The organism is Streptomyces desertarenae (assembly GCF_042681365.1).
GTDB lineage: Bacteria > Actinomycetota > Actinomycetes > Streptomycetales > Streptomycetaceae > Streptomyces > Streptomyces desertarenae.
On the sequence record NZ_JBHUFU010000004.1, the window covers coordinates 333,144 to 356,708 of the forward strand.

At 68.6% G+C, this 23,565-nt stretch carries 29 protein-coding genes and 2 pseudogenes; 18 read left to right on the top strand and 13 right to left on the bottom strand.

Annotated elements, in window-relative coordinates; all coding sequences use genetic code 11:
• Positions 1-145 precede the first annotated feature (145 nt).
• The 6 genes and pseudogenes from ACFSJS_RS09570 (at position 146) to ACFSJS_RS09590 (ending at position 3,532) form a co-directional block, all read left to right on the top strand.
• Positions 146-628 (top strand): bifunctional UDP-sugar hydrolase/5'-nucleotidase, encoded by a 483-nt coding sequence (locus ACFSJS_RS09570; RefSeq protein WP_380898876.1) that lies wholly within the window; start codon positions 146-148, stop codon positions 626-628.
• A gap of 51 nt (positions 629-679) precedes the next feature.
• A pseudogene (locus ACFSJS_RS28000) lies at positions 680-1,330 on the top strand (ISAzo13 family transposase); the annotation flags it as partial.
• A gap of 147 nt (positions 1,331-1,477) precedes the next feature.
• Positions 1,478-1,810 (top strand): helix-turn-helix domain-containing protein, encoded by a 333-nt coding sequence (locus ACFSJS_RS28005; RefSeq protein ID WP_417823523.1) that lies wholly within the window; start codon positions 1,478-1,480, stop codon positions 1,808-1,810.
• Between the two features lie 226 nt (positions 1,811-2,036).
• Complete coding sequence (locus ACFSJS_RS09580; protein WP_380898877.1) at positions 2,037-2,279, top strand: con-10 family general stress protein; 243 nt, start codon at positions 2,037-2,039, stop codon at positions 2,277-2,279.
• Between the two features lie 266 nt (positions 2,280-2,545).
• Complete coding sequence (locus ACFSJS_RS09585) at positions 2,546-3,046, top strand: hypothetical protein (protein ID WP_380898878.1); 501 nt, start codon at positions 2,546-2,548, stop codon at positions 3,044-3,046.
• Positions 3,047-3,085: 39 nt separating this feature from the next.
• Positions 3,086-3,532, top strand: a complete 447-nt coding sequence (locus ACFSJS_RS09590; protein WP_380898879.1) for a DUF421 domain-containing protein — start codon at positions 3,086-3,088, stop codon at positions 3,530-3,532.
• Positions 3,533-3,625: 93 nt separating this feature from the next.
• On the opposite strand, the gene ACFSJS_RS09595 is transcribed toward ACFSJS_RS09590, so the two are convergent.
• Complete coding sequence (locus ACFSJS_RS09595; protein WP_380898880.1) at positions 3,626-3,823, bottom strand: Rho termination factor N-terminal domain-containing protein; 198 nt, start codon at positions 3,821-3,823, stop codon at positions 3,626-3,628.
• Between the two features lie 92 nt (positions 3,824-3,915).
• Positions 3,916-4,101, bottom strand: coding sequence for a hypothetical protein (locus ACFSJS_RS09600; protein ID WP_380898881.1), 186 nt, complete (start codon positions 4,099-4,101; stop codon positions 3,916-3,918).
• Between the two features lie 515 nt (positions 4,102-4,616).
• On the opposite strand from ACFSJS_RS09600, the gene ACFSJS_RS09605 reads away from it, so the two are divergent.
• A complete protein-coding gene (locus ACFSJS_RS09605; protein ID WP_380898882.1) occupies positions 4,617-5,372 on the top strand; it encodes a ZIP family metal transporter in 756 nt (251 codons plus the stop codon).
• A 257-nt stretch (positions 5,373-5,629) separates the two neighbouring features.
• Positions 5,630-6,334, top strand: coding sequence for a ZIP family metal transporter (locus ACFSJS_RS09610; protein ID WP_380898883.1), 705 nt, complete (start codon positions 5,630-5,632; stop codon positions 6,332-6,334).
• 66 nt (positions 6,335-6,400) lie between these two features.
• Here ACFSJS_RS09610 and ACFSJS_RS09615 read toward each other — a convergent pair whose 3' ends face one another.
• From ACFSJS_RS09615 to ACFSJS_RS09625, 3 genes are all read right to left on the bottom strand, one after another.
• Positions 6,401-7,564 (bottom strand): FUSC family protein, encoded by a 1,164-nt coding sequence (locus ACFSJS_RS09615; protein WP_380898884.1) that lies wholly within the window; start codon positions 7,562-7,564, stop codon positions 6,401-6,403.
• 263 nt (positions 7,565-7,827) lie between these two features.
• Positions 7,828-8,073 (bottom strand): hypothetical protein, encoded by a 246-nt coding sequence (locus ACFSJS_RS09620; RefSeq protein WP_380898885.1) that lies wholly within the window; start codon positions 8,071-8,073, stop codon positions 7,828-7,830.
• The gene (locus ACFSJS_RS09625; RefSeq protein ID WP_380898944.1) at positions 8,070-8,495 is read right to left on the bottom strand and encodes a DUF1622 domain-containing protein; all 426 of its coding nucleotides are present in this window, start codon (positions 8,493-8,495) and stop codon (positions 8,070-8,072) included. The genes ACFSJS_RS09620 and ACFSJS_RS09625 overlap by 4 nt, the downstream gene beginning before the upstream one ends.
• Before the next feature lie 45 nt (positions 8,496-8,540).
• Between ACFSJS_RS09625 and ACFSJS_RS09630 the strand changes: the two genes are divergently transcribed.
• From ACFSJS_RS09630 to ACFSJS_RS09645, 4 genes are all read left to right on the top strand, one after another.
• Positions 8,541-8,711, top strand: a complete 171-nt coding sequence (locus ACFSJS_RS09630) for a hypothetical protein (protein WP_380898886.1) — start codon at positions 8,541-8,543, stop codon at positions 8,709-8,711.
• An 83-nt stretch (positions 8,712-8,794) separates the two neighbouring features.
• Entirely contained in the window at positions 8,795-9,373 is a 579-nt protein-coding gene (locus tag ACFSJS_RS09635; RefSeq protein WP_380898887.1) for a hypothetical protein, read from the top strand.
• 138 nt (positions 9,374-9,511) lie between these two features.
• Positions 9,512-9,739 carry an 8-oxoguanine DNA glycosylase OGG fold protein gene (locus ACFSJS_RS09640; protein ID WP_380898946.1) on the top strand — a complete coding sequence of 76 codons (228 nt, stop codon included), beginning with the start codon at positions 9,512-9,514 and terminating at the stop codon, positions 9,737-9,739.
• Between the two features lie 59 nt (positions 9,740-9,798).
• Positions 9,799-10,203: a hypothetical protein gene (locus ACFSJS_RS09645; RefSeq protein ID WP_380898888.1), complete on the top strand. Its 405-nt coding sequence runs from the start codon at positions 9,799-9,801 to the stop codon at positions 10,201-10,203.
• Here ACFSJS_RS09645 and ACFSJS_RS09650 read toward each other — a convergent pair.
• Positions 10,168-11,003, bottom strand: a protein-coding gene (locus ACFSJS_RS09650; protein ID WP_380898889.1) for an IS5 family transposase whose coding sequence is annotated in 2 segments (ribosomal slippage) — positions 10,168-10,667 and positions 10,667-11,003 — 837 coding nt in all. Because the reading frame shifts where the segments join, the coding sequence is not laid out codon by codon here. The two genes, ACFSJS_RS09645 and ACFSJS_RS09650, sit on opposite strands and share 36 nt — an antisense overlap.
• A gap of 76 nt (positions 11,004-11,079) precedes the next feature.
• On the opposite strand from ACFSJS_RS09650, the gene ACFSJS_RS09655 reads away from it, so the two are divergent.
• Complete coding sequence (locus tag ACFSJS_RS09655; RefSeq protein WP_380898947.1) at positions 11,080-11,490, top strand: 8-oxoguanine DNA glycosylase OGG fold protein; 411 nt, start codon at positions 11,080-11,082, stop codon at positions 11,488-11,490.
• A 75-nt stretch (positions 11,491-11,565) separates the two neighbouring features.
• Here ACFSJS_RS09655 and ACFSJS_RS09660 read toward each other — a convergent pair whose 3' ends face one another.
• The 5 genes from ACFSJS_RS09660 to ACFSJS_RS09680 are packed head-to-tail and all read right to left on the bottom strand — an operon-like array spanning position 11,566 to position 15,275.
• Complete coding sequence (locus tag ACFSJS_RS09660) at positions 11,566-12,534, bottom strand: S-4TM family putative pore-forming effector (RefSeq protein ID WP_380898891.1); 969 nt, start codon at positions 12,532-12,534, stop codon at positions 11,566-11,568.
• Positions 12,531-13,397 carry a CBASS oligonucleotide cyclase gene (locus ACFSJS_RS09665; RefSeq protein ID WP_380898892.1) on the bottom strand — a complete coding sequence of 289 codons (867 nt, stop codon included), beginning with the start codon at positions 13,395-13,397 and terminating at the stop codon, positions 12,531-12,533. Before ACFSJS_RS09665 ends, ACFSJS_RS09660 begins: the two co-directional genes overlap by 4 nt.
• A 24-nt stretch (positions 13,398-13,421) precedes the next feature.
• Entirely contained in the window at positions 13,422-13,925 is a 504-nt protein-coding gene (locus ACFSJS_RS09670) for a hypothetical protein (protein ID WP_380898893.1), read from the bottom strand.
• The gene (locus tag ACFSJS_RS09675) at positions 13,922-14,368 is read right to left on the bottom strand and encodes a hypothetical protein (protein WP_380898894.1); all 447 of its coding nucleotides are present in this window, start codon (positions 14,366-14,368) and stop codon (positions 13,922-13,924) included. Before ACFSJS_RS09675 ends, ACFSJS_RS09670 begins: the two co-directional genes overlap by 4 nt.
• Positions 14,369-14,387: 19 nt before the next feature.
• Complete coding sequence (locus ACFSJS_RS09680) at positions 14,388-15,275, bottom strand: AAA family ATPase (protein ID WP_380898896.1); 888 nt, start codon at positions 15,273-15,275, stop codon at positions 14,388-14,390.
• A gap of 264 nt (positions 15,276-15,539) precedes the next feature.
• On the opposite strand from ACFSJS_RS09680, the gene ACFSJS_RS09685 reads away from it, so the two are divergent.
• A complete protein-coding gene (locus tag ACFSJS_RS09685; protein ID WP_380898897.1) occupies positions 15,540-16,655 on the top strand; it encodes a helix-turn-helix domain-containing protein in 1,116 nt (371 codons plus the stop codon).
• 954 nt (positions 16,656-17,609) lie between these two features.
• On the opposite strand, the gene ACFSJS_RS09690 is transcribed toward ACFSJS_RS09685, so the two are convergent.
• Positions 17,610-17,918 carry a hypothetical protein gene (locus tag ACFSJS_RS09690; protein ID WP_380898898.1) on the bottom strand — a complete coding sequence of 103 codons (309 nt, stop codon included), beginning with the start codon at positions 17,916-17,918 and terminating at the stop codon, positions 17,610-17,612.
• A gap of 225 nt (positions 17,919-18,143) precedes the next feature.
• Positions 18,144-18,788, bottom strand: a complete 645-nt coding sequence (locus tag ACFSJS_RS09695; protein ID WP_380898899.1) for a TetR/AcrR family transcriptional regulator — start codon at positions 18,786-18,788, stop codon at positions 18,144-18,146.
• Between the two features lie 173 nt (positions 18,789-18,961).
• On the opposite strand from ACFSJS_RS09695, the gene ACFSJS_RS09700 reads away from it, so the two are divergent.
• From ACFSJS_RS09700 to ACFSJS_RS09715, 4 genes and pseudogenes are all read left to right on the top strand, one after another.
• Positions 18,962-20,398, top strand: coding sequence for an MFS transporter (locus ACFSJS_RS09700; protein WP_380898900.1), 1,437 nt, complete (start codon positions 18,962-18,964; stop codon positions 20,396-20,398).
• Positions 20,399-20,514: 116 nt separating this feature from the next.
• A pseudogene (locus tag ACFSJS_RS09705) lies at positions 20,515-21,340 on the top strand (IS5 family transposase).
• A gap of 410 nt (positions 21,341-21,750) precedes the next feature.
• Positions 21,751-22,089: a hypothetical protein gene (locus ACFSJS_RS09710; protein WP_380898901.1), complete on the top strand. Its 339-nt coding sequence runs from the start codon at positions 21,751-21,753 to the stop codon at positions 22,087-22,089.
• A gap of 7 nt (positions 22,090-22,096) precedes the next feature.
• Positions 22,097-22,867 carry a transposase gene (locus tag ACFSJS_RS09715; protein ID WP_380898902.1) on the top strand — a complete coding sequence of 257 codons (771 nt, stop codon included), beginning with the start codon at positions 22,097-22,099 and terminating at the stop codon, positions 22,865-22,867.
• Positions 22,868-23,565 lie beyond the last annotated feature (698 nt).

The following is a 23,565-nucleotide window of genomic DNA, read 5'->3' on the forward strand; positions in this document are numbered from 1 at the left end:
GTGACCGCCGTGGCCCGGAGTCCCAAGCGCCATTCGTGCCGGGTACTGCGACTCTCGACCCGGCAATCGTCTACGGCGTCAAGCGGGACCGCAGCCTGAGAGCCTCACGGAGACGACCATCTGGCTCGACACCGGTGACCTGGCCATGGGTGCGGCGCACTCTCTGCCCGATGCACGGCCCTGGAAGGACATCGCCGAACTGCCCATCTCGGCGGCAGCCGTAGGCAACCACGAGTTCGACGGCGGCGTGTCCACGCTGCGGACGCGCGCCAAGTCGCTGCCGTTCCCTCTGCTGTGCGCGAACGTCGACGTCGGTCTGCCCGGTTGCGCCGTGGTCGACACAGTCGTCGGCCCCGTCGGCGTCATCGGCCTGACACATCCCCACAGCCAGCGGCTGTCCCAGGCCCCGCAGCCGGTGGACGACTGGTCCGAACGCGTCAACGAACTCGCCCGCAGCCTTCGGCGGCAGGGCGTGCGGTGGACGGTCGCTCTGCTGCATGACGGCGCGGCATGGTGGCCGCAGCGAAGCGGAACCGGCGCACCTGTCGGAACCCGCTCGGACCGTCTGGCGCAAATCACCTGTCCGTGGGGGAGTCGGTCAACCTCATCCTCGGCGGGCACACCCTGAGCCCCTGGTTCGGCCTGCTCAACGGAACACCTGTGGGACACCCTCATCGCCGGGGACCCGGTGATCAGCGTGAACACCAAGAAGAAGGAGCTGGTCGGCTAGTACAAGAATGCCGGCCGCCAGTGGCGGCCGACTGGCGAACCCGTGATGGTCAAGACGGATGACTTCGCCGACCGGCAGGTCGGCAAGGCCATCCCCTATGGGATCTATGACGTGACGGCGAACACCGGCTGGGTCAGCGTTGGCACCGATCACGACACCGCCGCCTTCGCGGTGGCCGCCATCCGGCGCTGGTGGCAGGCCCGCGGCCGGCACGAGTATCCACAGGCCACCAGGTTGCTGATCACCGCCGACGCCGGCGGCTCCAACGGCTACTGCACCCGGGCCTGGAAGACCGAGCTTGCCGCCCTGGCCACCGAGACCGGCCTGGAGATCACCGTCTGCCACCTGCCGCCGGGCACCTCGAAATGGAACAAGATCGAGCACCGGCTGTTCTCCCACATCACCCTCAACTGGCGCGGCAGGCCATTAACCAGCCATGGAATCATCGTCAACAGCATTGCCGCGACCACCACCACAACCGGGCTGACCGTCCACGCCGAACTCGACACCGGCACCTACCACACGGGCGTGAAGATCACCGACGCCCTGGCCATGACGCGGCACCGCTTCCACGGCGACTGGAACTACACCCTCCATCCCGACACCCCAGGCACGAGCAGCACAGCACCGAGCCTCCCACCGGCTCAGGCGCCGCGGCGGCCCGGAACTGCGGCACTGCGCAGCCCCGAGTTGACCGGCATACCCGGCCGGGACCTGGACGCGCTCTTGAGCGAGCTGGCCCCTGCTTTGACCGCCGCGCGTGAGCGGGAGCGGTTCCGGCACCCCGGCGGTGAACGACTCCGCGCTCCAGGAGCCGGAGCCAAAGACAAGCTGACCACGGCCGACCGAATCCTGGCCACTGTGCTCTGCCTGCGCAAAGTCGGCACCCGAGACCTGTTGGCCCAGTTGTTCGGTGTCAACGGCAGCACCCTCACCCGGGCGGTTCACCAGGTCCAGCCGCTGCTGGCCGAACGCGGTTATGCGATCCCGCCCTCGACAGCCAGGTTCCGCACCTCTGCCGACGTGGCCTTGTTCCTGGCGACAGCCGAAGGCCAGACCAAGATCAAACCAGCAGATTAATTCTCTGCGGGCCCTTACTCCGCCGTGTCACGACGCCGGGGGCCTCACCGCCGCTCCTCGCGGAACCCGACAAGGTCTGTGGATATCACGGGAGCTGACGAGGCATCAGGAACAGTGAGGTCAGCTTTCAACCTGGTTCAGCACACTTTGCCGCGATTACCGGTAGACACATCGGGCATCCGATGGTGCGAAGGGACCTGCAAGACAACGAGCGAAGGGAGCAGTCATGGCTGCGTCCAACAACTCCGACAACCCCGGTAACTTCGCCAACGACCGCGAGAAGGCCGCCGAGGCCGGCCGCAAGGGCGGTCACGAGAGCGGTGGCAACTTCGCCAACGACCCGCAGCGCGCCGCGGAGGCGGGCCGCCAGGGTGGCCACGAGAGCGGTGGCAACTTCGCCAACGACCGCGAGAAGGCCGCCGAGGCCGGCCGCAAGGGCGGCCAGAACAGCGGTGGCGGGCAGCGGTAACTCCCACCCCGCGCGAGCCGCGCCCGCGAGCGCGGCCGTACGCCACGGGCCCGGTTCTCCGGTACACCGGAGGACCGGGCCCGGCACGTGTCCGCCCTGCGGGGACCCCTCAATCCGGTCCACCGGCGGCGCACAGGGCCCGCGAGCTACCGCCGGGCTCCCCCGGACGGACGCTCGGGCGGTATCGAAAGGGGGAATCGGCGGCTTTCCCCCCTTGGTTTCCCGTGCAGGAGGGACACGACGGGGTGTCGAGGAAGGTGGTGCGCATGGGTTCCCGGGGACTCCAGGTGGACGAGAACGACCGGTTCGAGCGTGGTGAGTGGGTGTTCGAGCGGGTCGCCTGGGCGGTGATGGCCGTGATCCTCGTCGCGGCGCTGGCCGGCCTCTTCGGCGGACTGGGCGTCTTCGCCTCCCGGCAGGCGTCGGCCGCCGCGGGGGCGCTCACGGTCGAATATCCGGGGCTCACCCGTTACACGGCCAAGACCGACCTGCAGATCATCACCGGCACCGCGGCCGTCTCCGAGGGCCAGGTGGCGCTGACCCTGTCCTCGGACTGGGTGGACGGTGCCGACATCAGCCAGGTGATCCCCGAGCCGGACACTTGGGAGAGCACACCGGACGGGCTGCGGCTGACCTTCCCCGCCGGCGCGGCCCCGCCCGAGGTCCGGATCTCCTACCGGCCCGACGCCATCGGCCCCCACCCCGGCACCGTCACCGTCGGGGAAGCCGGACCCGCGGTCGACTTCCAGCAGTTCGTCTACCCCTGAACCCGCGGGTCCGCCCAGGCCCGTCGAAAGGAGACCGCCGTGGAGTCGGTGGTGCGCGCCCTGGTCGTCTACCTGTTCATCCTGCTGCTGCTGCGGGCCGGCGGGAAGCGGTCGCTGTCCAGCATCAACACCTTCGACCTGGTCCTGCTGCTGATCATCAGCGAGGCCACCCAGCAGGCACTGCTGGGTGACGACTTCTCCCTGACCACCGCCGCGCTGGTCGTCACCACCCTCGTCGCGGTGGACCGGCTCACCGACTACCTCGGTTTCCGCTTCCCGGCCTTCTCCCGGATCACCGACAGCACCCCGGTGGTCGTGGTGGACGACGGACGGCTTCTGACCGACCGGCTGAAGCAACTGCACATCACCGAGTCGGACATCCTCCAGGCCGCACGGCAGAGCCAGGGGCTGGAACGCATGGACCAGATCAGGTACGCGGTACTGGAGAAGACCGGCAAGATCAGCGTCGTCTCCCGCGGGCAGTAGCCCCGCGCGGGGAAGGGAAGACGCTCCCGCACCGGGGACAGGGGGTGCGGGCCGAGCCCTGTGCCGGGCCGGCCCGCACGGGCACGTGGGCGCTCAAGACTTGTCGGTCAGCGCCCGCAGCAGGTCGTCCTTGCGCATCTGCGAGCGGTCCTTGATGCCCTTCTGCGCGGCGCGTTCCTGGAGCTCGTCCACGGTCAGGTCGGCGAGGTCGCCGTACTTCTGCCGCTTCTCCTCCAGACGGCGGTCGCCGTGCTGCGCACGGGCGTTGTCGCTGTCGCGGTTCTGAGCCATGCTGCCTCCTCGGTCGTTCTCGGTCCTCCCACGGCCGGTGGGCGCGGGAGTTGTGCCGTCGCGCCCGGCTGCCGGACGGGTTCGTCCTGGTGTCAGCCGGACAGCGCGCGCAGCAGTTCCTCCTTGCCCTTGGACCAGGGCTCCTTGATGCCCTGCCGCTGTGCGCGCTGCTTGAGCTCGTCGGTGGTCATGTCGGCCATGTCGCCGTACTTCTCCCGGAGCTCCTCAACGCGCCGGTCGCCGTGCCGGGTGTGGGGGTTCTCGTGTTCCTTGTCCATGGAGTCCTCCTTCGCGAGGGACTTACAGTGGACGCCGGGAGCGTCCGGCACCGGGGCACCCAAGGAGCGAAAGTCTGAAAACGGGCAAAAGTTGTTTATCGTCGAACAGTGCAATGATCACTGCCGCTGTAGGTGTGTGCCCGGCCTGGGAGGCCGCCTGACCGCACAAGGCACCTTCGCGGCATGCGGGCACGCTCGCAGCACCCTCCTTCTCCCGACCTGAGATCCCCTTCAGCGGGGCTGCCCGCCATCGGCCGACGGCGGCGCCTCCCCCAGCGCCCGGACCCCCGCGACCGTCGGCCGGCACGGTCGGCCGACGGGGCAAACTTTCAGCAGGGCGGCGCGGTGCGCGTGAAGGACACCCCGCCCGGCCCGATGGACAGTCGGAACTCCGGAGGCAGCTGGCCGTGCCGCCCCCGCCGGGGGCCGCTCGGCCGACGCGCTCCTCTCCACGGCTTCGCGGCGCACCCGGAAGGGGATGCCTGAGGCGTTGCCGTACGGGTACCGGGCGGTGCATGGCGGGAGTGGTGGAGGCGGGTGCGTGGGGCCTGGTGGCCGGGTCCGCGCTGCTGGTGGGTGCGGTGCTGGGTTACGTGGTGCGGATCCCGCGCATGGTGATCGCCTCGGTGATGGCCTTCGGCGCCGGGGTGCTGCTGTCGGCGGTCTCCTTCGAGCTGATCGCCGAGGCCCACGAGGAGGCGGGCCTGCCCCCGGCCGCGGTCGGCCTCCTCGCCGGTGCGGCCGCCTACACCGCCGGCAACGCCGCCCTGGCGCGCCGGGGCGCGCGGCACCGCAAACGCTCCGGCCACCGCAAGCAGCAGCCATCGGAGGAGGAGCAGTCCGGCTCCGGCCTCGCGCTCGCCCTCGGGGCGCTGCTGGACGGCGTACCGGAGTCGGCGGTCATCGGCGTCGGCCTGGCCCACGGCGGCGCGGTCAGCCTGGTGACCGTCGCCGCGGTGTTCATCAGCAACATCCCCGAAGGACTGTCCAGCTCCGCGGGCATGAAGCGGGCGGGCCGCGGCAGCGGCTACGTCTTCGGCGTGTGGGGAGCGATCGCCGCCGCGAGCACCGTTGCCGCCATGGTGGGATATGCCGTGGTCGGCGGACTGTCACCGGCGGTGGTGGCGGCCGTCACCGCCGTGGCCGCGGGCGCCATCCTCGCCATGATCGCCGACACGATGATCCCCGAAGCCTTCGAGGACACCCATCTGGCCATCGGTCTGATCACCGTCGCCGGATTCCTGGTCTCCTTCACCCTCTCCCACCTCTGACCCAGAGCCGCGGGCGGTGCTGCCGTGCCGGGCCGCCGCGGTGGCGGACCCCATTCGGGGAACGCCCTGCCCCGTGCGCCGTCCACCGGGTGATCTGCCGGGCGGTTCCGGTACTTCCCGGCAGCGGCTGGCAGTCGGCTCCCGCCGGGAAACCGGGGAAGCCGGGGAAGAAGCCATGGGAGTGAACCTCCGGCCATGCCGCGGCGGTGCTCCCGCCGGCCGGCGTGGCTGTCCGCGGTGCCGGGTACCGGGGCGCGATGGAGACGTTGAAGCTTGTGGGGGTCGTCGCCGGGCCGGTGGCGTTCATCCCGGTCGGTGCCGCGGTCGGCCTGTGGCGCCCGCCGCGGCCGCGGGTGGCCAGCGTGATCCAGCACTTCGCCGCCGGCCTGCTCATCGGCGCGGTGGCGCTGGAACTGCTCGCCCCGGTCTCGGAAGGCACGAAGGCGGCCGCCGCGGTCGGGGTCGGCATCGGGCTGGCGGCCGTACTGGTCCTCGACGCGGTCTCGGAGAATCTGGGCGGCGGCCGGCAGTCCGGCGGACCGGGACTGGCCGCGGTGGTCGGCGTCGACCTGACCGTCGACGGGTTCCTGCTGGGCGTGGCGGCCTCCGAGGACCTCAGGCTCGGCCTGCTGCTGGCGGTCGGCCTGCTGCTGGAGGACTTCTTCGTCACCCTGTCGCTGGCCATCAGCCTCCAGGACGTCGCCGGCCGGCGCAGGATCTGGCAGATCACCGCGGGCATCACCGCCGCGATGGCCGCCGGCGGCGCCGTCGGCGCCCTCCTCTCGCCGTTCCTGGGCGAGTTCGGCTACCACGTCGTCCTGGCCTTCGGCGCGGTGGCCCTGCTCTTTCTGATCCTGGAGGAGCTGATGAGGGAGGCGCACAAGGTGCGTGAAACGCCCTGGGCGACGACGACCCTGTTCACCGGACTGCTGGGCTTCCTGCTGCTGCACATGCTCGTGTGACCCCGGCCCGGCTGCCGCCCTCGCGGCGGCGGGATGCGCCCGGCTGCATCCGGTGTGCCCGCGTCGCTACTCGCCGTCGCCGGGGTGCGGGGGTTCGGTCAGGAGGTCGTCGGCCAGGCGGCGGGCGTCGGTCAGCAGGGACCCGTACAGGGCCATCCACTGCGGATCGGCGGTGCCCTGGCCCACCAGCGTCTCGCGCAGCCGGTCGTGGGCGGTGCGGATCTCCTCCACCGTGCGGTTCAGCCAGTCGCGGGAGGCCGGGTCGTCCTCGCCGGTGGTGACATGTCCGTAGGCGTCGATCGCGTCGGCAACCTGGCGCAGGAAGCGTGCGTAGGAGGCCAGCGACGGGCCGCCGGGCCGCGGCACGGACGGAATGTCGCCCGAGGCCTCGGTCAGGGTGCGGGTCAGGTCGGCCAGGTAGTCGGCCAGCTGCTCCAGCACCCGGACGGTGTGGCGGTAGGGGGCCTGGATGTGCCGCAGTTGGGCGCGGCGGCGCGGATCGGGGTTGAGCCGGGTGCTCTCCCGGCTCCGTTCCAGGGCCGAGCGCGCCTGGCCGGTCAGGCCGAACAGGCCTCGGGCCCGCCCCTCCCACTCCCGGGCCCGCTGGTGATCCCAGGCATCGCCCAGGCCGTCGGCGACCGAGCGGATGGTCTGCCCGGCCTCCTCCACCACCCGCCGCACCGACTCCTCGGTGGAGCGCAGGTGGGTCGGCGGCAGGATCAGCATGTTCACTCCCACCCCGACCACCGCGCCCAGCAGCGACTCCAGCACCCGGGCCACGGCCAGGTCCACGCTCGGATCGCCGAAGGCGAGGGTGAACAGCGCCGCGGTGGCCGCATAGGTGCCCTGGTCGCCCAGTTTGGGCCAGGCGCTCAGCAGCAGGACCACGGGCAGCACCACGGCCATCGCCACCACCGGGACGCCCAGCGCCATTCCGGCGGCGGTGGCCGCCACCGTGCCCACCGTGATCGCGACCACCTGTTGGACCCCCTGGGCCAGGGACTGGTACACCGTGGTCCGCACCAGCACCACCGCCACCCACGGGGCGATGAACGACAGCGGCGCGTGCAGCCACCGGTCGGCGACCAGCCACGCCACCACCGCCGCCAGCGCCGCCTTCAGCGACTGCACCACCACGTCCCGCTCGCGCCCCGGCTCCCGCCAGGCACGCCGCGCCGCCCGCCCCGCCGCCAGCGCCTGCCCGCGCACCGCCCCCGCAGCCCTGAACACCCATCGCACCATGAGGCATGCCAGTGCCACGCATCGCGGTGCTTACACCCGGCGCCCTGCGCGATGTGCTGCCGCTACCCCTGGATAAGCGGCTGCACACCGGCCGAGGCCCCTGCTGTCCGCGCTGTCTGGTAAGCCACGGCGCTGTGCGTCCAGCGAGTACGGCGGGTGCCGGGGACGTCCGGCCTCTCGCCACCGGATCGCGCGGGCCTCTCACCGGCACCGCGCTCCGCCTCACCGCCGGAGGTCGATGATCTGCCCAATCAGTGCGGCTGGGCGGCGCGCAGTCCGGCGGTGACGAGCTTGCGGACGGCGATCACGGCGGCGGCCGCCGCGATGGCGTCCCAGGCCGGCTCGGCGGCCAGCCGCAGCAGTCCCGCCGCGATGAGGAAGTCCAGCAGGACGGCCAGGGCCGGCATCAACCGCCGCTCCACCGCCAGCACCACCGCGGCGGCCACCAGCCCGAAGGCGGTGACGGCCAGGGCGGCCAACTGGACGGCCACGGTCACGCCAGCCCCGCCGCGGAACGGGGATCCTGCCCCTTGCGCTCCTGCCGGCGGCGTTCGCGCTCGAGCTCAGCGCGCTCGCTCGCGATCTCCCGGCCCAGGAAGTAGTTCAGCACGGTCCGGATCGCCGCGATCGCGGCGAGCTGCCCGATCTCGGTGAAACTCGGCGCGATCGCCGTGCGCAGTACGTCTCCGGCGAGCTGGAACTCCAGCCCCAGCGTCAGAAACCGGCCCAAGGACAGCCTGATCCGGTTGAATCCGTGTTCCAGGCCACCGCGGTCACGCACCCCCGCCGCCAGGAAGCGGGCGAACGCCCAGACCGCCCCCACAAAGATGATCAAGGCCCCGGCCGCCTCCACCAACCTCACCAGACGGGCGACCACTTCGAACCACAGGCCGTAGGCGGCGGCATGCTCGGCGGCCAAGCCGCGGGCACCGTCCCGCTCGGCTTCGCCGAGGCTGGCGTCCACGTGCCCATCTATCCCACCCCACGCATCACCGAGGCCGCCTTGCGCGCGAGGGCGCGGGCCAGGGAGGCCGGGCGCCGGCTGGTCAGGCATGGAACCGGCACCGACGACGTCGTCGTGGGTCTGGCTCTGCTCGCCGCGACAGGCACCGTCGACGATGCCCCGTACATCTAGACCATCGGGCTGCTCTCCCACACCTTCGGGCCGCTCGCGGCGAGCGCGATGGAGCGGCTGCCCGGTGGCGCGGAGCCACTGCTGTGGCCGGCTGGGGACGGATCTACGTGGTCGAGGCGCTCTGCCGACTGGTTGACGGCCATCCGGACGTCCGACCGTGGCCGCTGCGCAGGGCCGTCGACGAGGACTTCCTCAACGGATACTTCGCCGGCAAGGTCGCCCAGGCCGCAGGTCCCCATCAGGCCCTCGCCGGGTCGGTGGCGGATGCCGAGGCCGTGGACCACACCGGCAGGCTCCTCCATGTGCTCACCTGCTGCCAGGGCATGGGCACGACCCTCGCACGCTACGCACACGCCGAGGACGTGCTGGCCGCACACCTGCGCCACCTCGGGCACCTGGGGCCCTCTCCCGGCCGGTACTACATCGCCGCGCTCCTCGCCAGGAGCCTCGGCGAGCACGGTGACCAGGGGTCGATCGCCCCCGTCCACAGGTGGTGGACATACCGGAACGGCTATCTGGCGCTCCTTGGCCGGGAGGACTGGTGCGAGACGGCGAGGAACGCCCTGGCCGCCGGCGACCAGCGGATCGTCTGGCTCGCCGAGGCGGCGTCCGACCCGGAGCTGCGGGCCTTCCATACCTCTGTACCGTCCGGCGAGGAATAGCGCACCGGGAACAACTCCCCTGCGCTGGCAGCCCGCTACGGTCATCAGGTCGTGTATGGGCCGTATCGCCCTGTGAAGCCGGCGAAGGGACCGACGGTGGCCCAGACGTGTGGAAGTGCTGATCTGCCCGAGCGGGACGTGGTACTCGGACAGGCGGTGCCGTTCGACGCGGAACGCTGGACATCACTTCTGCCGAGTGCCGCATGGTGGCCAGAGGAGCTCGACGCCTGTCCCGTCTCCGGCCGCTGGCCACGCGTGGACCGGCGGACGGTCTTCGGTCTCGCCTGCCGGGCCGACAGCGCCGAAGGCCGCCATCGCCTCTTGGTCGCCACCCTGGTGTGGGGCTGTGGCACTAAGAACTCCTAACGGAATGACTCTTTGGGGTCGGTTGCGCGACGTGGGGTGCTGTCGGGCAGCATGAGGTGATGGACTTCGACCAACCGCTGCCTCGCGAGGTGAAGGTCATCGATTCGGCCTCGCTGTTCAGGTTGGAGGAGCGGGCGTGTGGCCTCGGCCTGAGCCAGCGGTTGGACCCGGCGTGGGTGCGAGCGAATACGGCGTCCGACGGCACCCACTACCTGTGGCCGGCCCTGTGGCACAGCCTGTCCCACCGCCCGGACGTTCCACGTCACCTGCGGTGCGAACTGCTGATCGCTCTGCGGGCGGGAGACCACGTGCTGAGCCTGCTGGACGTGATTCCCGACGACTTCACCCCGCTACCGAGGGTGACCTCACGTGAAGAGGGAATGCGGGTCAGCCGGCTCCTTGACCGTGCTCCTTCGGTCAGAGAATGGCTACAGCGGGAGGGCGGAGTCTCGGACCTGCTGTGATAGGCGTCGCCAGCAGATGAGCGCGCATCCCAGGATGAGGAAGGCTTCATGGATGTCGTCGCGGATCTCCCAGCGGATCCGCAGGCGGCGGAACCAGTGCGGGTGGGCGAACGCGCGCTCGACGACCCGGCTTCGGGTGCCGAGCCCGGAGCCGTGTTCGGTGCCGCGGCGAGCGATCAGCGGTTTCACGCCGAGTACGCGGACCAGGCGGCGGTACTTGTCGTGGTCGTGGCCGCGGTCACCGAGCACGGCGTCGGGTCGGCGCCGAGGCCGACCGCACTTGCCCCGCACTGGCGGCACGGTCTGAAGCAGTGGGATGAGCTGTGTGACGTCGTTGCGGTTGCCGCCGGTCAGGGTGACGGCGAGTGGGATCCCGGTGGCGTCGGTGATCAGATGATGCTTGCTGCCCGCCCTGCCCCGGTCGACAGGGCTTCGTCCCGTCTTGATGCCCCCTTTAACGCTCTGACGTGGGAGCCGTCGACCGCCGCCAGGGCGAAGTCCAGGGCGTCCGCGCTGCGGAGCTTGGCCAAGAGCGTCTCGTGGAGCCGGGGCCACACACCGACCTCGGTCCACTCGGCCAGCCGGCGCCAGCAGGTCATGCCCGAGCCGAAGCCGAGTTCCTGCGGCAGGTGTTCCCAGGCGATCCCGGTGTGCAGCACGAACAGGATGCCCTGGAACACCAGCCGGTCCGGATGCCGCTTGCGCCCCGGATGCCGGGCCCGGCGTTCCACCTTCGGCAGTAACGGCTCGATCACCGCCCACAGCTCATCATCGACATCCCACGGCTTCCGCCGAGCCACCCCGCACCCCCGATGAACAGTCCCGGAGTGATCCAACCACCCCGAAGATCATTTCGTTAGGAGTTCTAAGGCACGGCTGGTGCACCGCCGCGCCCGTCTGCTCACCCGCACCACCGCCACGGACATCGACACCCGCCTGGCCACAGCCCTGCAGACGCTCCATGAACGCGAGTTCGTGGCGGCGTACTACGCCTTCAACAACGATCACTGGATCCCGCACCTGGGCCCGGCGTTCTTCACCAAGGTGCTCTACTTCGCCGGACACGACACCCCAACCGGTCCCCACCGGCCGCTGATCCTGGACAGTGTCGTCTCCCGGGCCCTGCGTGCATGCAAAATGACCGACGCCCGGTGGCCGACCAGCGGCTGGACCACCCCCCAGTACGAGCAGTACCTGACCATCGTCCACGACATCGCGCACCGGAACGACGTCCTGCCGGACCAGGTCGAGGCGGCCCTGTTCTCCCATGGCAAGGCCATCCCATGACCCGACACAGCGCACGCGAGAGACGCTGATCAGCATCGCTTGCCTCGCCCACCCTCCTGCCGACAGTCCCGTTCACTATGTGGGCGGGGGTGTGTCTTGGGCGAGGCGGACGCGGTGGCCTTCTGCGGTGTCGCCGAAGTCGCGTTCGTCGTCGTCGCGGAAGCGTTTGTAGAACCACTCGGGTACTCGGGTGGTGTCCAGGCGAGTGCGAAGTACACCGTCCTGTACGTCTCGCGCAATGCTCCGTAGGCGGTGCCATTCGTCGTCGGGGACGGGGCCGGGGCGTCCGTTGTGTAGCTCGTTGTTGACGATCTTGGTGAGCCGGTCGCGTTCGTCGGCCACCTTGCGTTGGCCGGACCAGATCTCGTAGGCGATCTGGTAGGCCGCCAGGGACGGGACGAAGAAGCTGAGGAGGGTGTCGCGCAGCGTGGCGTCCGCGACCGTGAGACCGGTGACGAACCCGGTGGTGGTCCACAGGATCGCGGTGGCAGCGATGAGGTGGCTGTAGCGGCGGCGGAGGCGGGCGTCCCAGGCGAGGTTCTGTTCTTGGGCGATGAATACGTCGTAGGGGTGGTGGACTCCGTTGGTGGGGTCGTACCAGCCATCAGTGATGCGCTTGTCCTTCGCGCTACCTCGGGGGAGCTTGCGCGCAAGGCGGCGGATGTCGGGGTCGGGGATGGGGTCGCCTGCAACGGTGGCGCGCCACGGCAGGTGGAACAGGGCGGTGTCGAACATCTCTTGGAGCAGCGCGCCCTGGCGGGCGGTGTTCCCGGCGAGGCCTTTGAGCAGGAACGCGGAGACGACGAACCAGAAGAACCCGATGATCGAGACGGCTGTCCGGCCGTGGCCGGCCAGTGTGATCAGGACACCGGCGGCGGCGAGCGCGACGGCGGCGGTGGCGCGCACGGCTTCGAGGAGTTGGCCGCGTTGGTGGCTTGCCGACGCGGCGCGCTGAAGGAGCAGCATGTCGTCGTCGAGCTGCCGCTCGTGGATGGCCCGAGGCGGTACCCCATGGACGCCGCCGGGGTCGGTGAAGAGGCTCATGGCCTGGTCATCCTGTTCCCGAACAGCTTCTTCCACTCGTCGTAGGCGGCGCGCTCCTGGCCCTCGTCCTCCAGATCGACCGCCCGCTCTGCGATGGCGCGTGCCTGGGTGAGTGCGTTGGCCGCGGTGAGCTTCTGAGTCGCGTTCATGACGGCGTTGACGTCACCGCCCAAGCCGGCAGGGTCAGGCCACTCGTCGCCGATGCGTTCGGCGGCGGTGGCCAGAAACAGCACGATCTCGTCCTGGTAGCGCCCGATCGGCGGTTTCACCAGCGACTGGGCCATGACCTCCAGCAGGAAGGAGGGCGACACGGGCTCGTCGAGTTCGCGGTTGATGCCCTTGACCATCTTGACGAAGGGTACGAATTTGTCGTCGCAGTCGGCGTTCTTGGCGATGCTCAGCTCGTGGTGGCGCTTGGGGTTGGTCGCGATCCAGTCCCCTGCCGAGGGATTGGGGATGTAGTAGCCGCCGTTGTCTCGCTTGAAGGCGGGGACTACGTCGATCGACATCACCTCGTCTTCGGGTCCGTAGGGAATGACGACGGCCATGCCGTCGCGAGCGGCGGCGCCCCACTTCTGACGGAGCAGGATCTCCAGGGCATTGATCACTTGGATGGGAGCCAGGTCGCGGAAGCCTGCCTGGGGGCCGTTGGCGTCGAGGACCATGAAGATGTCGATGTCCTTGAGCTTCTTCGTCTTGGTGTCGCGCCGGTAGCTGCCGGTGAGGAAGTCTTCGGCGAGGTCCCAGTGGGACCGGACGAAGTCGCGGATGGCCTCGTGTCGCGCCTTCGCCAGGTTCTGCTCGGTCTGGGTGATCTCCAGGTTGTGCTTGAGTCTGGTGAAGGCGTCGTCGATGTATCCCATAGTGGTGTGTCCCTGCTCGTGGTCTCAGGTGTGGTAGTACCGCATGCCGGTCGAGGCGTGCGGGGCGGAGCCGAGAGTGCCGAAGGTGATGCCGCTCAGGCCGTCGGTGCTCGCCCGATGGCCGGGGCCCCAACCCGGTTGCGGGGTACGGGGCCCGTTGAAGGTGCAGAACAGTCGGTAGGTGGTGCCCGCGGGCACTTGGTCGAACTTGGCTCGGAACCGGGCGGCTCGCGCGCGGGAGGCGGTGAACTCGGCGTTGCCGTCGCCGGAGGTGGTGTAGGACACCGGGAACTCGATCACCGGTGCCACGGTGCCCGAGGGGCGGTGGCACTCGAGGACGACCGTGTCGAGGGAGCCCTCCTCGATCCATGCCTTGATCGCGTTCTCGTCCTGCTCCCAGTCTCGGTGCAGCCGGTCCATGTTGATTCCCAGGTCGGCGAGGATGTCCGTGATGGTGCCGAGGATGACGTCGGTCAGGTGCGTGGCAGTGTGGGTTCGGGTGTAGCTGTAGGTGTAGGTGGAGGTCATCGCTGAGTTACCGCCTGTCGCAGGGCCTCCCGGTCGATCAGCGGGCCGGAGCTGGCAGCTTTCGTCTCCGGAGCGGGCGGGACAGCGTCGGACAATCGGGCGTGACCGTCGGCGGCTGCCTTCACCTGCTTCTGGAGCGGGGCCGGGGACGGCAGGTGGACCGTGAAATCGCTGGCGTCCGCCGCGCCGGGAACGGGGTTGAGGTTCTCCTCCAACGTCAGGGCCGCCGTGCCGGACACCGTCGTGATCTCGCAATGCACCTTGCCGGCTACCAGGGTGATGGGGTGCTTGTGCAGGTGCCCCGCCGCGATCAGCATCCGCCCGACCGCCTGGGCGGCTGACATCGCCTGCACCGCCTCGTCGCGGGACAACGCGGAGGACTGCGCCACGGTGTCCGCCACGAGGTCCGCGATCACTGCCCAGGTTCCGCTGGCGCTGCGCACGGGAGAGGCCGCCACCTGCCTAGTGCGCCGCATGGGACACCTCCGACTGGCTCGTCTCCGCGACGGCGTTGCGCACCGCGGTGGCCAGGTCGCCTTCGGTGAGGCTGCCGGGGTCCAGCACCGTGTCCAGTCGCTGAGCCAGGGCTTCGAAGACCACCTTGCGCGTACGGCGGCCGTCCAGCCCGTGAGCCGCCTCGGCGATGCGATCCATCGCCGAGGAACGCGCCAGCTCGCCCAAGGCCGGGTACTTGCCGGCCAGCGTCAACAACGTGGAGGCCAGGATCTCCCGCAGCGCATCCGGCCCGGGAAGTGGAACGAAGATGGCGGCGTCGGAGCGGGAGAGGAACGCCTCGTCCAAGGCGGTGGTGAAGTTACTGGTCGCGACGAAGAACAGGTGCGGATGCTCGGCGGCATTGAGGTCCAAGGCGGTGAGCACCGCGTCAGTGGCGCGATGGACGTCGGCCGGGTTGGCGGCCAACGACGCCGCCGAGCGGGCGACCACCATCGACTCGACCTCGTCGAGGATCACTACGGTCGGCACGCCGTCCGACGCGAGACCCGGCACGTACTCGCCGAGCAGCTCGCTGACCCGCTGCTGCGACTGCCCGTGCTCGGCGCTCATCAGCCCGTGCGGGTTGATCTCGATCCGCCGGACCGCGCCTCCGCCAACGTAGCGGGCGACCTGCGCCGGCAGGCCCCGCGCCAGGGTCGTCTTGCCAGTGCCGGGAGGACCGTAGAGCGTGCACAGACCATGCAACGCCGTCACCGCAAACGGCAGGTCAGGCCGCACGAGCAGCGACAACACCGCCTGGTTGCGCAGCCGCTCCTTGATCTCCCCCGGCACCACGATGGCGTCCCACAGCGCGGCCTCCGCCGAGTCGGCGGTGATCACCTCGTCCGACAGCACACACTCCTGAACCCTCATCCCCTCAACTCCGTCCCCTCTGCATGCGGCAGATAACCTCAGATTTGAACATCATCTTCTCGGTGTCCGGTAGAGTACACGATGAAACAGACGTGCAACTCGACACACTTCATGCGAGCACCTCCGCCGGAAGCCTGGCTTTTTAACCGATCGGTAACCAAGGTGTGCCTAAGATGCGAGCGGAACATTCAAGATCGGGAATCGTCCGCTGATCGGTGGGCGTCGACTAGCGCGGAGACGAGCGACGTGAACGACCCGCAACTGGACCTCGGCGACATCGCGGCCCTGTTCGATCGCGCCAGGCTGCGGATGGCACGCGAACTCCGCGGGCTCACCCAAGTGCAACTGGCCAGGGAAGTCGGCTCCGTCACCGCAGCCTCGATCAGCCAGTTCGAGAACGGACACACCAAGCCCGCCGCCTCGACGCTTCGCCGGCTCGCGGTCGCCTTGCGAGTACCACCGTCGTTCTTCGCCGCCCCGGCCCGCCCTCCTGCTCAGGATCAGGTCGCCGGGTTCTTCCGCAGCCTTCGATCCACCTCCCCTCGAGATCGCCAACAAGCGCTCGCCTACGTGCACCTTGCACGGGAACTCGCGCTCGAGCTCGAAAAACACGTTGCGCTGCCTGGCCTCAATCTTCCGCGCATCCCAATCGATAAAGGGCAATTCCTTCAGCCCGCTGATATCGAACAAGCGGCAGCCCGGATTCGTGATCACTGGAACGTCCCGCGCGGTCCAATTCAAGACGTTGTGCGACTACTGGAAATGAATGGGATTATTGTCGTCCGCTTCCGTGTCAGTATCGAAAAAGTTGATGCGTTCTGCGTCGACTTCCCCGACAGGCCCGTTATCGCCCTCGGGGCCGACAAAGGATTGCGCGACCGCTCCCGCTTCGATGCGGCCCACGAACTAGGCCACCTGGTCCTGCACGGCATCACTGAAAAAATTGGCGACAAGACCACTGAGAGTCAAGCCAATGAGTTCGCCGCCGCGTTCCTCATGCCGGCCGACGACATCAAATCCGAACTCCCAGACCGGCTGGACTGGCCTGCATTTCTCCGCTTGAAGGCAAAATGGCACGTCTCACTGGCCGCTCTCCTGGTCAGGGCAAAAACGCTCGGCGTCATGAGTGAACATACCTACGCGCAGGGATGGAAAGCCTTGTCCGTCCGAGGGTGGAGGAAAGCAGAGCCAGGGCCTCTGGGGAACCCAGAGGTTCCCGTCCTCTTGCAACGCGCACTGGAACTCATGGAAACAACAGGCATCTCATTCGCCGATTTCATCAATCGTTCCGGCCTCCCGGAACTCGACGTCCGAACCCTGCTCAGCAGGGACATCAGCGAACGACCCCGCGTGGAATTTTGACCTACCTACGGATATTGAACCAGTGATGCCGCAGTGGGCATCTATGCCCGACGACCAGGCCAGTATCGACCATACAGCCGTCGATGAGGTCGCTACCACGCCGGTATGGCACAGCCTCGCTAGATGCGCTAACCCGCTACTCCTTGGCAATCGCTGCGTTCGTCCGACCCTAGGCGAGCAGTTCCATCACTTGAGACCGTATCCGTTCCTGGAGCCGGTGCCGCCAGCAGTGAACTCCCTGTCCTATGGGAATCTCTCATCGCATCGGCACACCGCAGGGATCAAGAGCCGTCATCCCTTCACGACATCACAATTTCACCTCAGCGGTGAAGCGGTCTCCTCGTCCGCTTGCACGGCTAACTGCAGACACTGAACAGCGTTTACAAGCCTTCTCGGTTTTCTCAGCAGCTGGGGAAGCCGCGACCAAAGGTTTCCGGCTGCGGGGTGGTCTCTTGTGGGACCCACATAGACAGGTACAGGTTAGGAATGTGGCCCCGGCCGCCTTCATAGGACGATTTCTTGGGGACCACCTGGGGACCACACGGTGTGCGCGTACCCGAACGACCGAGGCGTTCCTCGCGCAGCACCGGATCGAGAAGCACCAATTGCCCCAAGAACAGCGGCCTTCAGCTGGACTGGCTGCACCAGCTCGACGAGAAGGGGCAGACCTTTCGATAGCACGGTGAAGGGTGACAAGGGACAGGGGTTGGTACGTGTCCACTGCTGAGCCCGCCACCAGTCGATCACCGATCCCACCCACGCGGCGGCCGCGAAAGCCAGCCGCGAACAGGCTCGCATGCGGCTGGCCCTTACCGACCAAATGCAGTTTGAGCAGCGGGGTTTGGATACCTATGGCCGCATCCTCGGCGTCATCGACGGCGGGCTTCCCACCGGTGAGAGAGTCGCCTGATGGCCAGCAAGCGGACCACGAAGGGCCGGGACCCTGCGGCTCACTCACTTCGGCACCTCCGGCAGCGCCGGCACCGTCGAGATGGACTGGATGGTGGACTCCCACTCCCCAGTCCGCGTGTTCTTGAACCGAAGATGCAGCACCTCGAACTCGTCCGGCACCCAGTCGAACTCGCCGACCTCGTCCTGGTCGAAGATCTGGTGTTCCGCGAACAGCTTGGCGAGCTCGATGTCCGTGGACGCCTGCATGATGAACTTGCCGACCTTAACGACGTGCATCACCGGACGACCCTGCGCCTCCGCCTCCCGGACGCTCTCCCAGAACGGCTCGTACCTCCTGGCGGACTTGGTCATCCCAACCCACTCGTCGCGCCTGATCTCGCTCACTTCGACCCCTCCAGCTTGCTCATCGTCACCGGCGTCCAGCTCTGCACATACTCCACCTTCGGCGCCTTCGCGACCGCTAGGACCTGTCTGACAAATAATCACCGATTGGCGCTGCATCGAGGCCGGGTTCACGGCGGGCTTGCCGGGACGGAATGCCCCGCACCTCTCTGCGGACGGCACGAGGTGTCTCGGTCAGCCGGTGCTGTGGGCCTGCCAGAGGCCCACAAGGGCGTCGGTGAGGTTGTCGGCGAGATCGTTCCAGGTGAGCTGGCGAGCGGCCGTGCCTTCGGCAAGGGCGTGTTCACGCTCGACGCACATGCTGAGGATGAGGTGGCTGGCCATGTTGAGCCGTTCGGCGCGGACCTCCGGCGGTGGGCCGGGCAGGGTGTGTGTCAGGTGAGCGATCAGGAGTCGCAGGGAGGGCGAGGCGAGGGCTTCGTCCTGCGAGATCTCCCGCAGGCCGGGGTCGGCGGTCACCTGGATGCGGAATCGGGCGTACCAGGTGGGCGGGCCGAGGGCGTCGAGATGGTCGGTGAAGGGGCGGACCAGGCAGGAGAGCCAGGTGCGGACGTCGTCGGATCCGGCGGCTTCGGCGACGAGTCGGGCGCGGATTTCCTCGATCCGCTCGGCGTGGGTACGGACGATGGCACGGATGAGGTCGGTCTTGCCGCCGAAGTGGTAGCTGACCGCGGCGTTGTTGCCCTGCCCCGCCTCCTCGCTGATCTTCCGCGTGGAGACCGCGTGCACGCCGTGTGCGGCGAACAGTCGTTCGGCGGCGTCCAGGATCGTCTGTCGGGTGTCGGCGCTCTTCTCCGCACGTGCGGCCCTACCTGCCACCTCGTGTCCTCCCCATTGCCTTCTTGCTGCCTCCATGATCCCGCACCGGGCGCTGCGCGCGACCCGCACTCTCCTGCGGTGCGGTAAGTCCGGGGCCAGCTCCGCACCTCCATCGCAATAAGTCATATGCTTTACTAGATTAAATCATCTGCTTGAAGATATGGAGGAGCGTCGTGTCGCAAGTGCTCGCGGCCCCTGTGCTGGAGGAGTCGCAGACCCGGCACCGGCCGAGTGTGATGGTGGCGGTGCTGGCCTTCGCCGGCATCGTGATCGCCAGCATGCAAACCCTGGTGATCCCGGTGATCCCGGAGCTGCCGCGTCTGCTGGACGCCTCGCCCGGCGACACGGCGTGGACGGTGACCGCGACACTGCTCGCGGCGACGATCGTCACGCCCATCGTGGGCCGCCTCGCGGACATGTACGGCAAGCGGAAGATGCTGATCGGCAGCCTCGTCCTCATGGTCGTCGGATCGGTGATCGCCGCACTGGCCACCTCGCTCGCGCCGCTGATCGTCGCGCGCGTCCTCCAGGGCCTGGCCTCCGGAGTGATCCCGCTGGGCATCAGCATCATGCGTGACGAGCTGCCCCGGGAACGCCTGGGCGCAGCCACGGCGACGATGAGCTCCTCCCTCGGCGTCGGCGCGGCCTTCGGCATGCCCGCCGCCGCGCTGATCGCCGACAAGGCCGACTGGCACGTACTGTTCTGGACCTCCGCCGTCCTCGGAGTGGTCGCCCTGGCCCTGGTGGCCGTCTTCGTCCCCGCCTCCAAGATCCGCACCGGCGGCAAGTTCGACCTCGTCGGGGCGACGGGTCTGTCTGCCGCTCTCGTCTGCCTGCTGCTCGCGATCTCCAAGGGATCCGACTGGGGCTGGAGCAGCGCCCTGGTCCTGGGCCTGTTCGCCGCCGCCGCGGTGTTGCTCGTAGCCTGGGGCGCCTTTGAACTGCGCACCGGCACACCGATGATCGACCTGCGCACCGCCGCCCGCAAGCCCGTCCTGCTGACCAACCTGGCGGCCGCCGCGTTCGGGTTCGCGATGTTCTCCATCCAGCTCGCCCTGCCCCAGCTCCTGCAGACCCCCGAGGCGACCGGCTACGGACTGGGCAAGTCCATGCTTGTCGCGGGCCTGGCCATGGCCCCGCAGGGCCTGGTGATGTTCTTCGTGGCCAAGCCGTCGGCCAAGATCTCCGCCGCCTTCGGCGCCAAGGTGACCCTCATGCTCGGCGCCGTCACCGTCGCGGCGGGTTACGTGATCGGCGTGTTCCTGATGGCCGAGATCTGGCAGCTCGTGCTGGTCTCCTGCATCATCGGCGCGGGCATCGGCATGGCCTACGGAGCCATCCCGACCCTGATCATGTCCAACGTCCCCTCCTCGGAGACCGCGGCCGCCAACAGCCTCAACGTCCTCATCCGAGGGTTCGGCACCACCATCGCCAGCGCCGTGGCCGGCCTCATCCTCGCCGGCGTCACCATGACGTTCGGCGGCCACCAGCTGCCCTCCCAGGATGCCTTCCGCATCATCCTGGCCATCGGTGCCGTCGCCGCACTCGTCGCCATGACCCTGGCCGCATTCCTCCCCCGTCAGAAGATCGGAGCCCACACCCACCACTGACCTGGCACGCCATGCCCCGGCCGACGGACACCGTCGGCCGGGGCAGCCGCACAGACGAACACGCCACGCTGCCAAGACCACGCGCGACCAGCTCCTGCCAGATAATTGATCTTGTGGTGGGTCGTGGTGAGCTGACGGGTGCGGCGTGGGAGCGAATAGCGCACCTGCTGCCGGGTGTTGACGGGCGGGGCCGACCGTGGCGGGATCACCGGCAGGTGATCAACGGGGTGTTGTGGCGGTTGCGCACGGGTGCTCCATGGCGTGACCTGCCGGAACGCTACGGTCCCTGGCAGACGGTCCACGAGCGGTTCGCCCGCTGGGAGGCGGACGGGACCTGGGCCCGCCTGCTCCAGGAGGTCCAGGTCCGCGACGACTCCGTCGGTGCCGTGGAATGGACGGTCTCGGTCGACTCCACGATCAACCGTGCCCACCAGCACGCCGCCGGTGCCCGCAAAAAGGGGAGCCGACGGGGGACGAACTGGAAAATCCGGCACGCACGGCGGCTGGCCAGGCGCTCGGCCGGTCCCGCGGCGGGCTGACCACCAAGGTCCACCTCGCCTGCGACGGCCGGGGCCTGCCCCTGGCCGTCGTCGTCACACCCGGCAACGTCAACGACTCCACCGCCTTCGACGCGGTCCTGGACGCGGTGCGCGTGCCCCGGACCGGCGCCGGGGCATCCGGGCGGTGATCCCGGAAAGGGCCGACCAGAAGACCAACCGGATACGGCGCGGCCGGGCCGGCGGCAGACCACCGGCCTTCGACCGCGACCTCTACAAAGCCCGCAACGTCGTCGAACGCTGCTTCAACCGGCTCAAGCAGTTCCGCGCCATCGCGACCCGCTTCGACAAACTCGCCGCCCGCTACCGGGCCGGACTCCACCTCGCGGCACTCATCCTCTGGCTCCGCGAACCCAGACAAGATCATTTGCCAGACAGGTCCTAGGCGGTTGGCCTCCTGCACGGACTCCGCTTCCGCCTCCACACGCAGCGCCGCGTGACCGTGCAGAGCCACCGTGTGTCTCGCGATTACCTCAACCCCTTGCGCCTCAGGACCATGACCACTCCGTAGAGAACGCACAGTCCCAGACTTATCCGATCAAGACCAAGATCCGGACCGTACACGGGCCACACCCCAGTCAGAGTGAGTCCGGACCAACCCCGGACATCGCTGTGGCTGCCATGCGCGCGGCTGGGCTCTCCATCGCTCAGTGAGCTGGGCAAAGGTGAGCAGCCCACGCCCGCCCTGGTCCATACGCTAAGAGCTGTCCCGCAAATAGTTGGTGGGGCGGCGACACCAGGTGCTGAGCGGATACTCGCGAGACTCCGGCGTGGCAGCTGTGGCAACCTGCGGGCATGCCAGAGCTGCGCGTTCATGCAGGCCGCCACTACGCCGTCCAGTTCCACTACTCCTTGCCGGACGACGCCTGGTGTGTGGAGCTGAGCGAGGCCGTACCGGCGCCAGCTGCGTGGGCTGAGATTCCCAACGCACAGACCCACCTGCCCGGAAGCGCTTTCATGGTGGCGGTGATACCCGACGAGGACCCGAGCTTGGAGCCGGCCGTCCACATCCACAGCCACGACGAGCACGTCATCCCCTACGAGATCATGCGCTGGTTCATGGAGCAGGTGGCAGAGCAGGTTGAACGCTGCCGCCTCGCGTTTGAGCAGGGAGCCCCTGAAACGGTGGAATGATCATGCAGTGACTGGTGTGATCACGGCGTCGGAGCCTTCCTGGGTAGCCCCGTTCAGCGGACTGAGCCCGCGACAGTTCGGCAAGCTGATCACGGCGTTACGACGCGAGGGTGCAGACCCCGTTCGCAAGGGCTGGCCGTGGAGCCTGCCGCTGGAGGACCGTGTCTTGCTGGTCGCCGCGTACTGGCGCACCAACCTCACGCTGCGGCAGCCGGCACCATTGTTTGGGGTATCGAAGTCGGCCGCCGACCGCATCATCGACCACCTCGGCCCCTCGCTCGCGCTCCAGCAGCGCAAACGGTTCCGCAAAGACACCGTCCTGATCGTCGACGGAACCCTGGTCCCCACCCGGGACCACAGCATCGCCGAGCAGTCGAAGAACTATAGGTACTCCACCAACCACCAGGTCGTCATCGACGCCGACACCCGTCTGGTCGTCGCCGTCGGCCGACCGCTGCCCGGCAACCGCAACGACTGCAAGGCATGGGAGCTGTCCGGGGCGAAAGCCGCCGTCGGCACGATCACCGTCATTGCGGACGGCGGCTACCGGGGCACCGGCCTGGTCATCCCACACCGCCGAGAGAAAGGCCAGAGCGAACTCCCGGCCTGGAAGGAGGACCACAACGCTTCCCACCGCAAAGTCCGCGCCCGCGTCGAGCACGCCTTCGCCCGCATGAAGACCTGGAAGATTCTCCGCGACTGCCGCCTCAAGGGCGACGGCGTCCACCATGCCATGCTCGGCATCGCCCGCCTGCACAACCTCGCCCTCGCCGGGTGACCGAGAAGGCGAGCAGGTCAGCCAGCCCGCCGTAGATCATTTACGGGACAAGGCTTAGGCAACGGTTGGCGCCCGCGGGGTGCAGAGCACCATGCAGCTGTGGGGCAGAGCCCCACAGCTGGGGCGGCAACCGTGGTCGTATCGCCACGGTTGGCCCGCGCTTCCGGTAAAACATCTTGCTGCACATGTTCGGCCGGAAGACGCGCGAGAAGCCCCCGCCCTGGTGGTCCCAGGCATTCCCCTTGGAGAACGCCTGGGACCACTGCGGTGCGGCGGTACGGGCGGGCATCGACCGCAGCGCGCCAGCTCGCGGCCAGCGTCACCCGCCGACTACTGGCCGAGGAGTAGCCGCGCAACGACGGAGGCCGCCGCCCGGGATGAGCGGGGGCCTTCCGTGCTGCTGCCAGCCGGGGGTGGGGCCAGCAGGCAACGGGGCGTTTTCGATCTGCTCGCCGTAAGGAACGACTGAATTCGGCCACGTTTAGGGCTCTGTTCGGCGGCCTGCAGTGCGTCCGTCCTGCCTCTTAAGACCACACAGGCATTCTGTACACCAGTGCAAGACGGCGTAAGCGGGCTGGTCAGGGAATGCCCGCTCATGCAAACCGGCAGGTCAAGTGCCCTAATTGAGCTTGCTGACGGGTTGGGTTACCCAAATTGGCCGGTGGCGGATCTGTGCGCTAGCGGTATATGGCCGGAAC

Bases quoted from the DNA above. Each gene is read 5' to 3' on its own strand.
- ACFSJS_RS09570 (WP_380898876.1), top strand. From the start codon at position 146: ATGGGTGCGGCGCACTCTCTGCCCGATGCACGGCCCTGGAAGGACATC.
- ACFSJS_RS09580 (WP_380898877.1), top strand. From the start codon at position 2,037: ATGGCTGCGTCCAACAACTCCGACAACCCCGGTAACTTCGCCAACGAC.
- ACFSJS_RS09585 (WP_380898878.1), top strand. From the start codon at position 2,546: ATGGGTTCCCGGGGACTCCAGGTGGACGAGAACGACCGGTTCGAGCGT.
- ACFSJS_RS09595 (WP_380898880.1), bottom strand. From the start codon at position 3,823: ATGGCTCAGAACCGCGACAGCGACAACGCCCGTGCGCAGCACGGCGAC.
- ACFSJS_RS09600 (WP_380898881.1), bottom strand. From the start codon at position 4,101: ATGGACAAGGAACACGAGAACCCCCACACCCGGCACGGCGACCGGCGC.
- ACFSJS_RS09605 (WP_380898882.1), top strand. From the start codon at position 4,617: ATGGCGGGAGTGGTGGAGGCGGGTGCGTGGGGCCTGGTGGCCGGGTCC.
- ACFSJS_RS09610 (WP_380898883.1), top strand. From the start codon at position 5,630: ATGGAGACGTTGAAGCTTGTGGGGGTCGTCGCCGGGCCGGTGGCGTTC.
- ACFSJS_RS09645 (WP_380898888.1), top strand. From the start codon at position 9,799: ATGGACTTCGACCAACCGCTGCCTCGCGAGGTGAAGGTCATCGATTCG.
- ACFSJS_RS09660 (WP_380898891.1), bottom strand. From the start codon at position 12,534: ATGAGCCTCTTCACCGACCCCGGCGGCGTCCATGGGGTACCGCCTCGG.
- ACFSJS_RS09665 (WP_380898892.1), bottom strand. From the start codon at position 13,397: ATGGGATACATCGACGACGCCTTCACCAGACTCAAGCACAACCTGGAG.
- ACFSJS_RS09670 (WP_380898893.1), bottom strand. From the start codon at position 13,925: ATGACCTCCACCTACACCTACAGCTACACCCGAACCCACACTGCCACG.
- ACFSJS_RS09690 (WP_380898898.1), bottom strand. From the start codon at position 17,918: ATGACCAAGTCCGCCAGGAGGTACGAGCCGTTCTGGGAGAGCGTCCGG.
- ACFSJS_RS09710 (WP_380898901.1), top strand. From the start codon at position 21,751: ATGCCAGAGCTGCGCGTTCATGCAGGCCGCCACTACGCCGTCCAGTTC.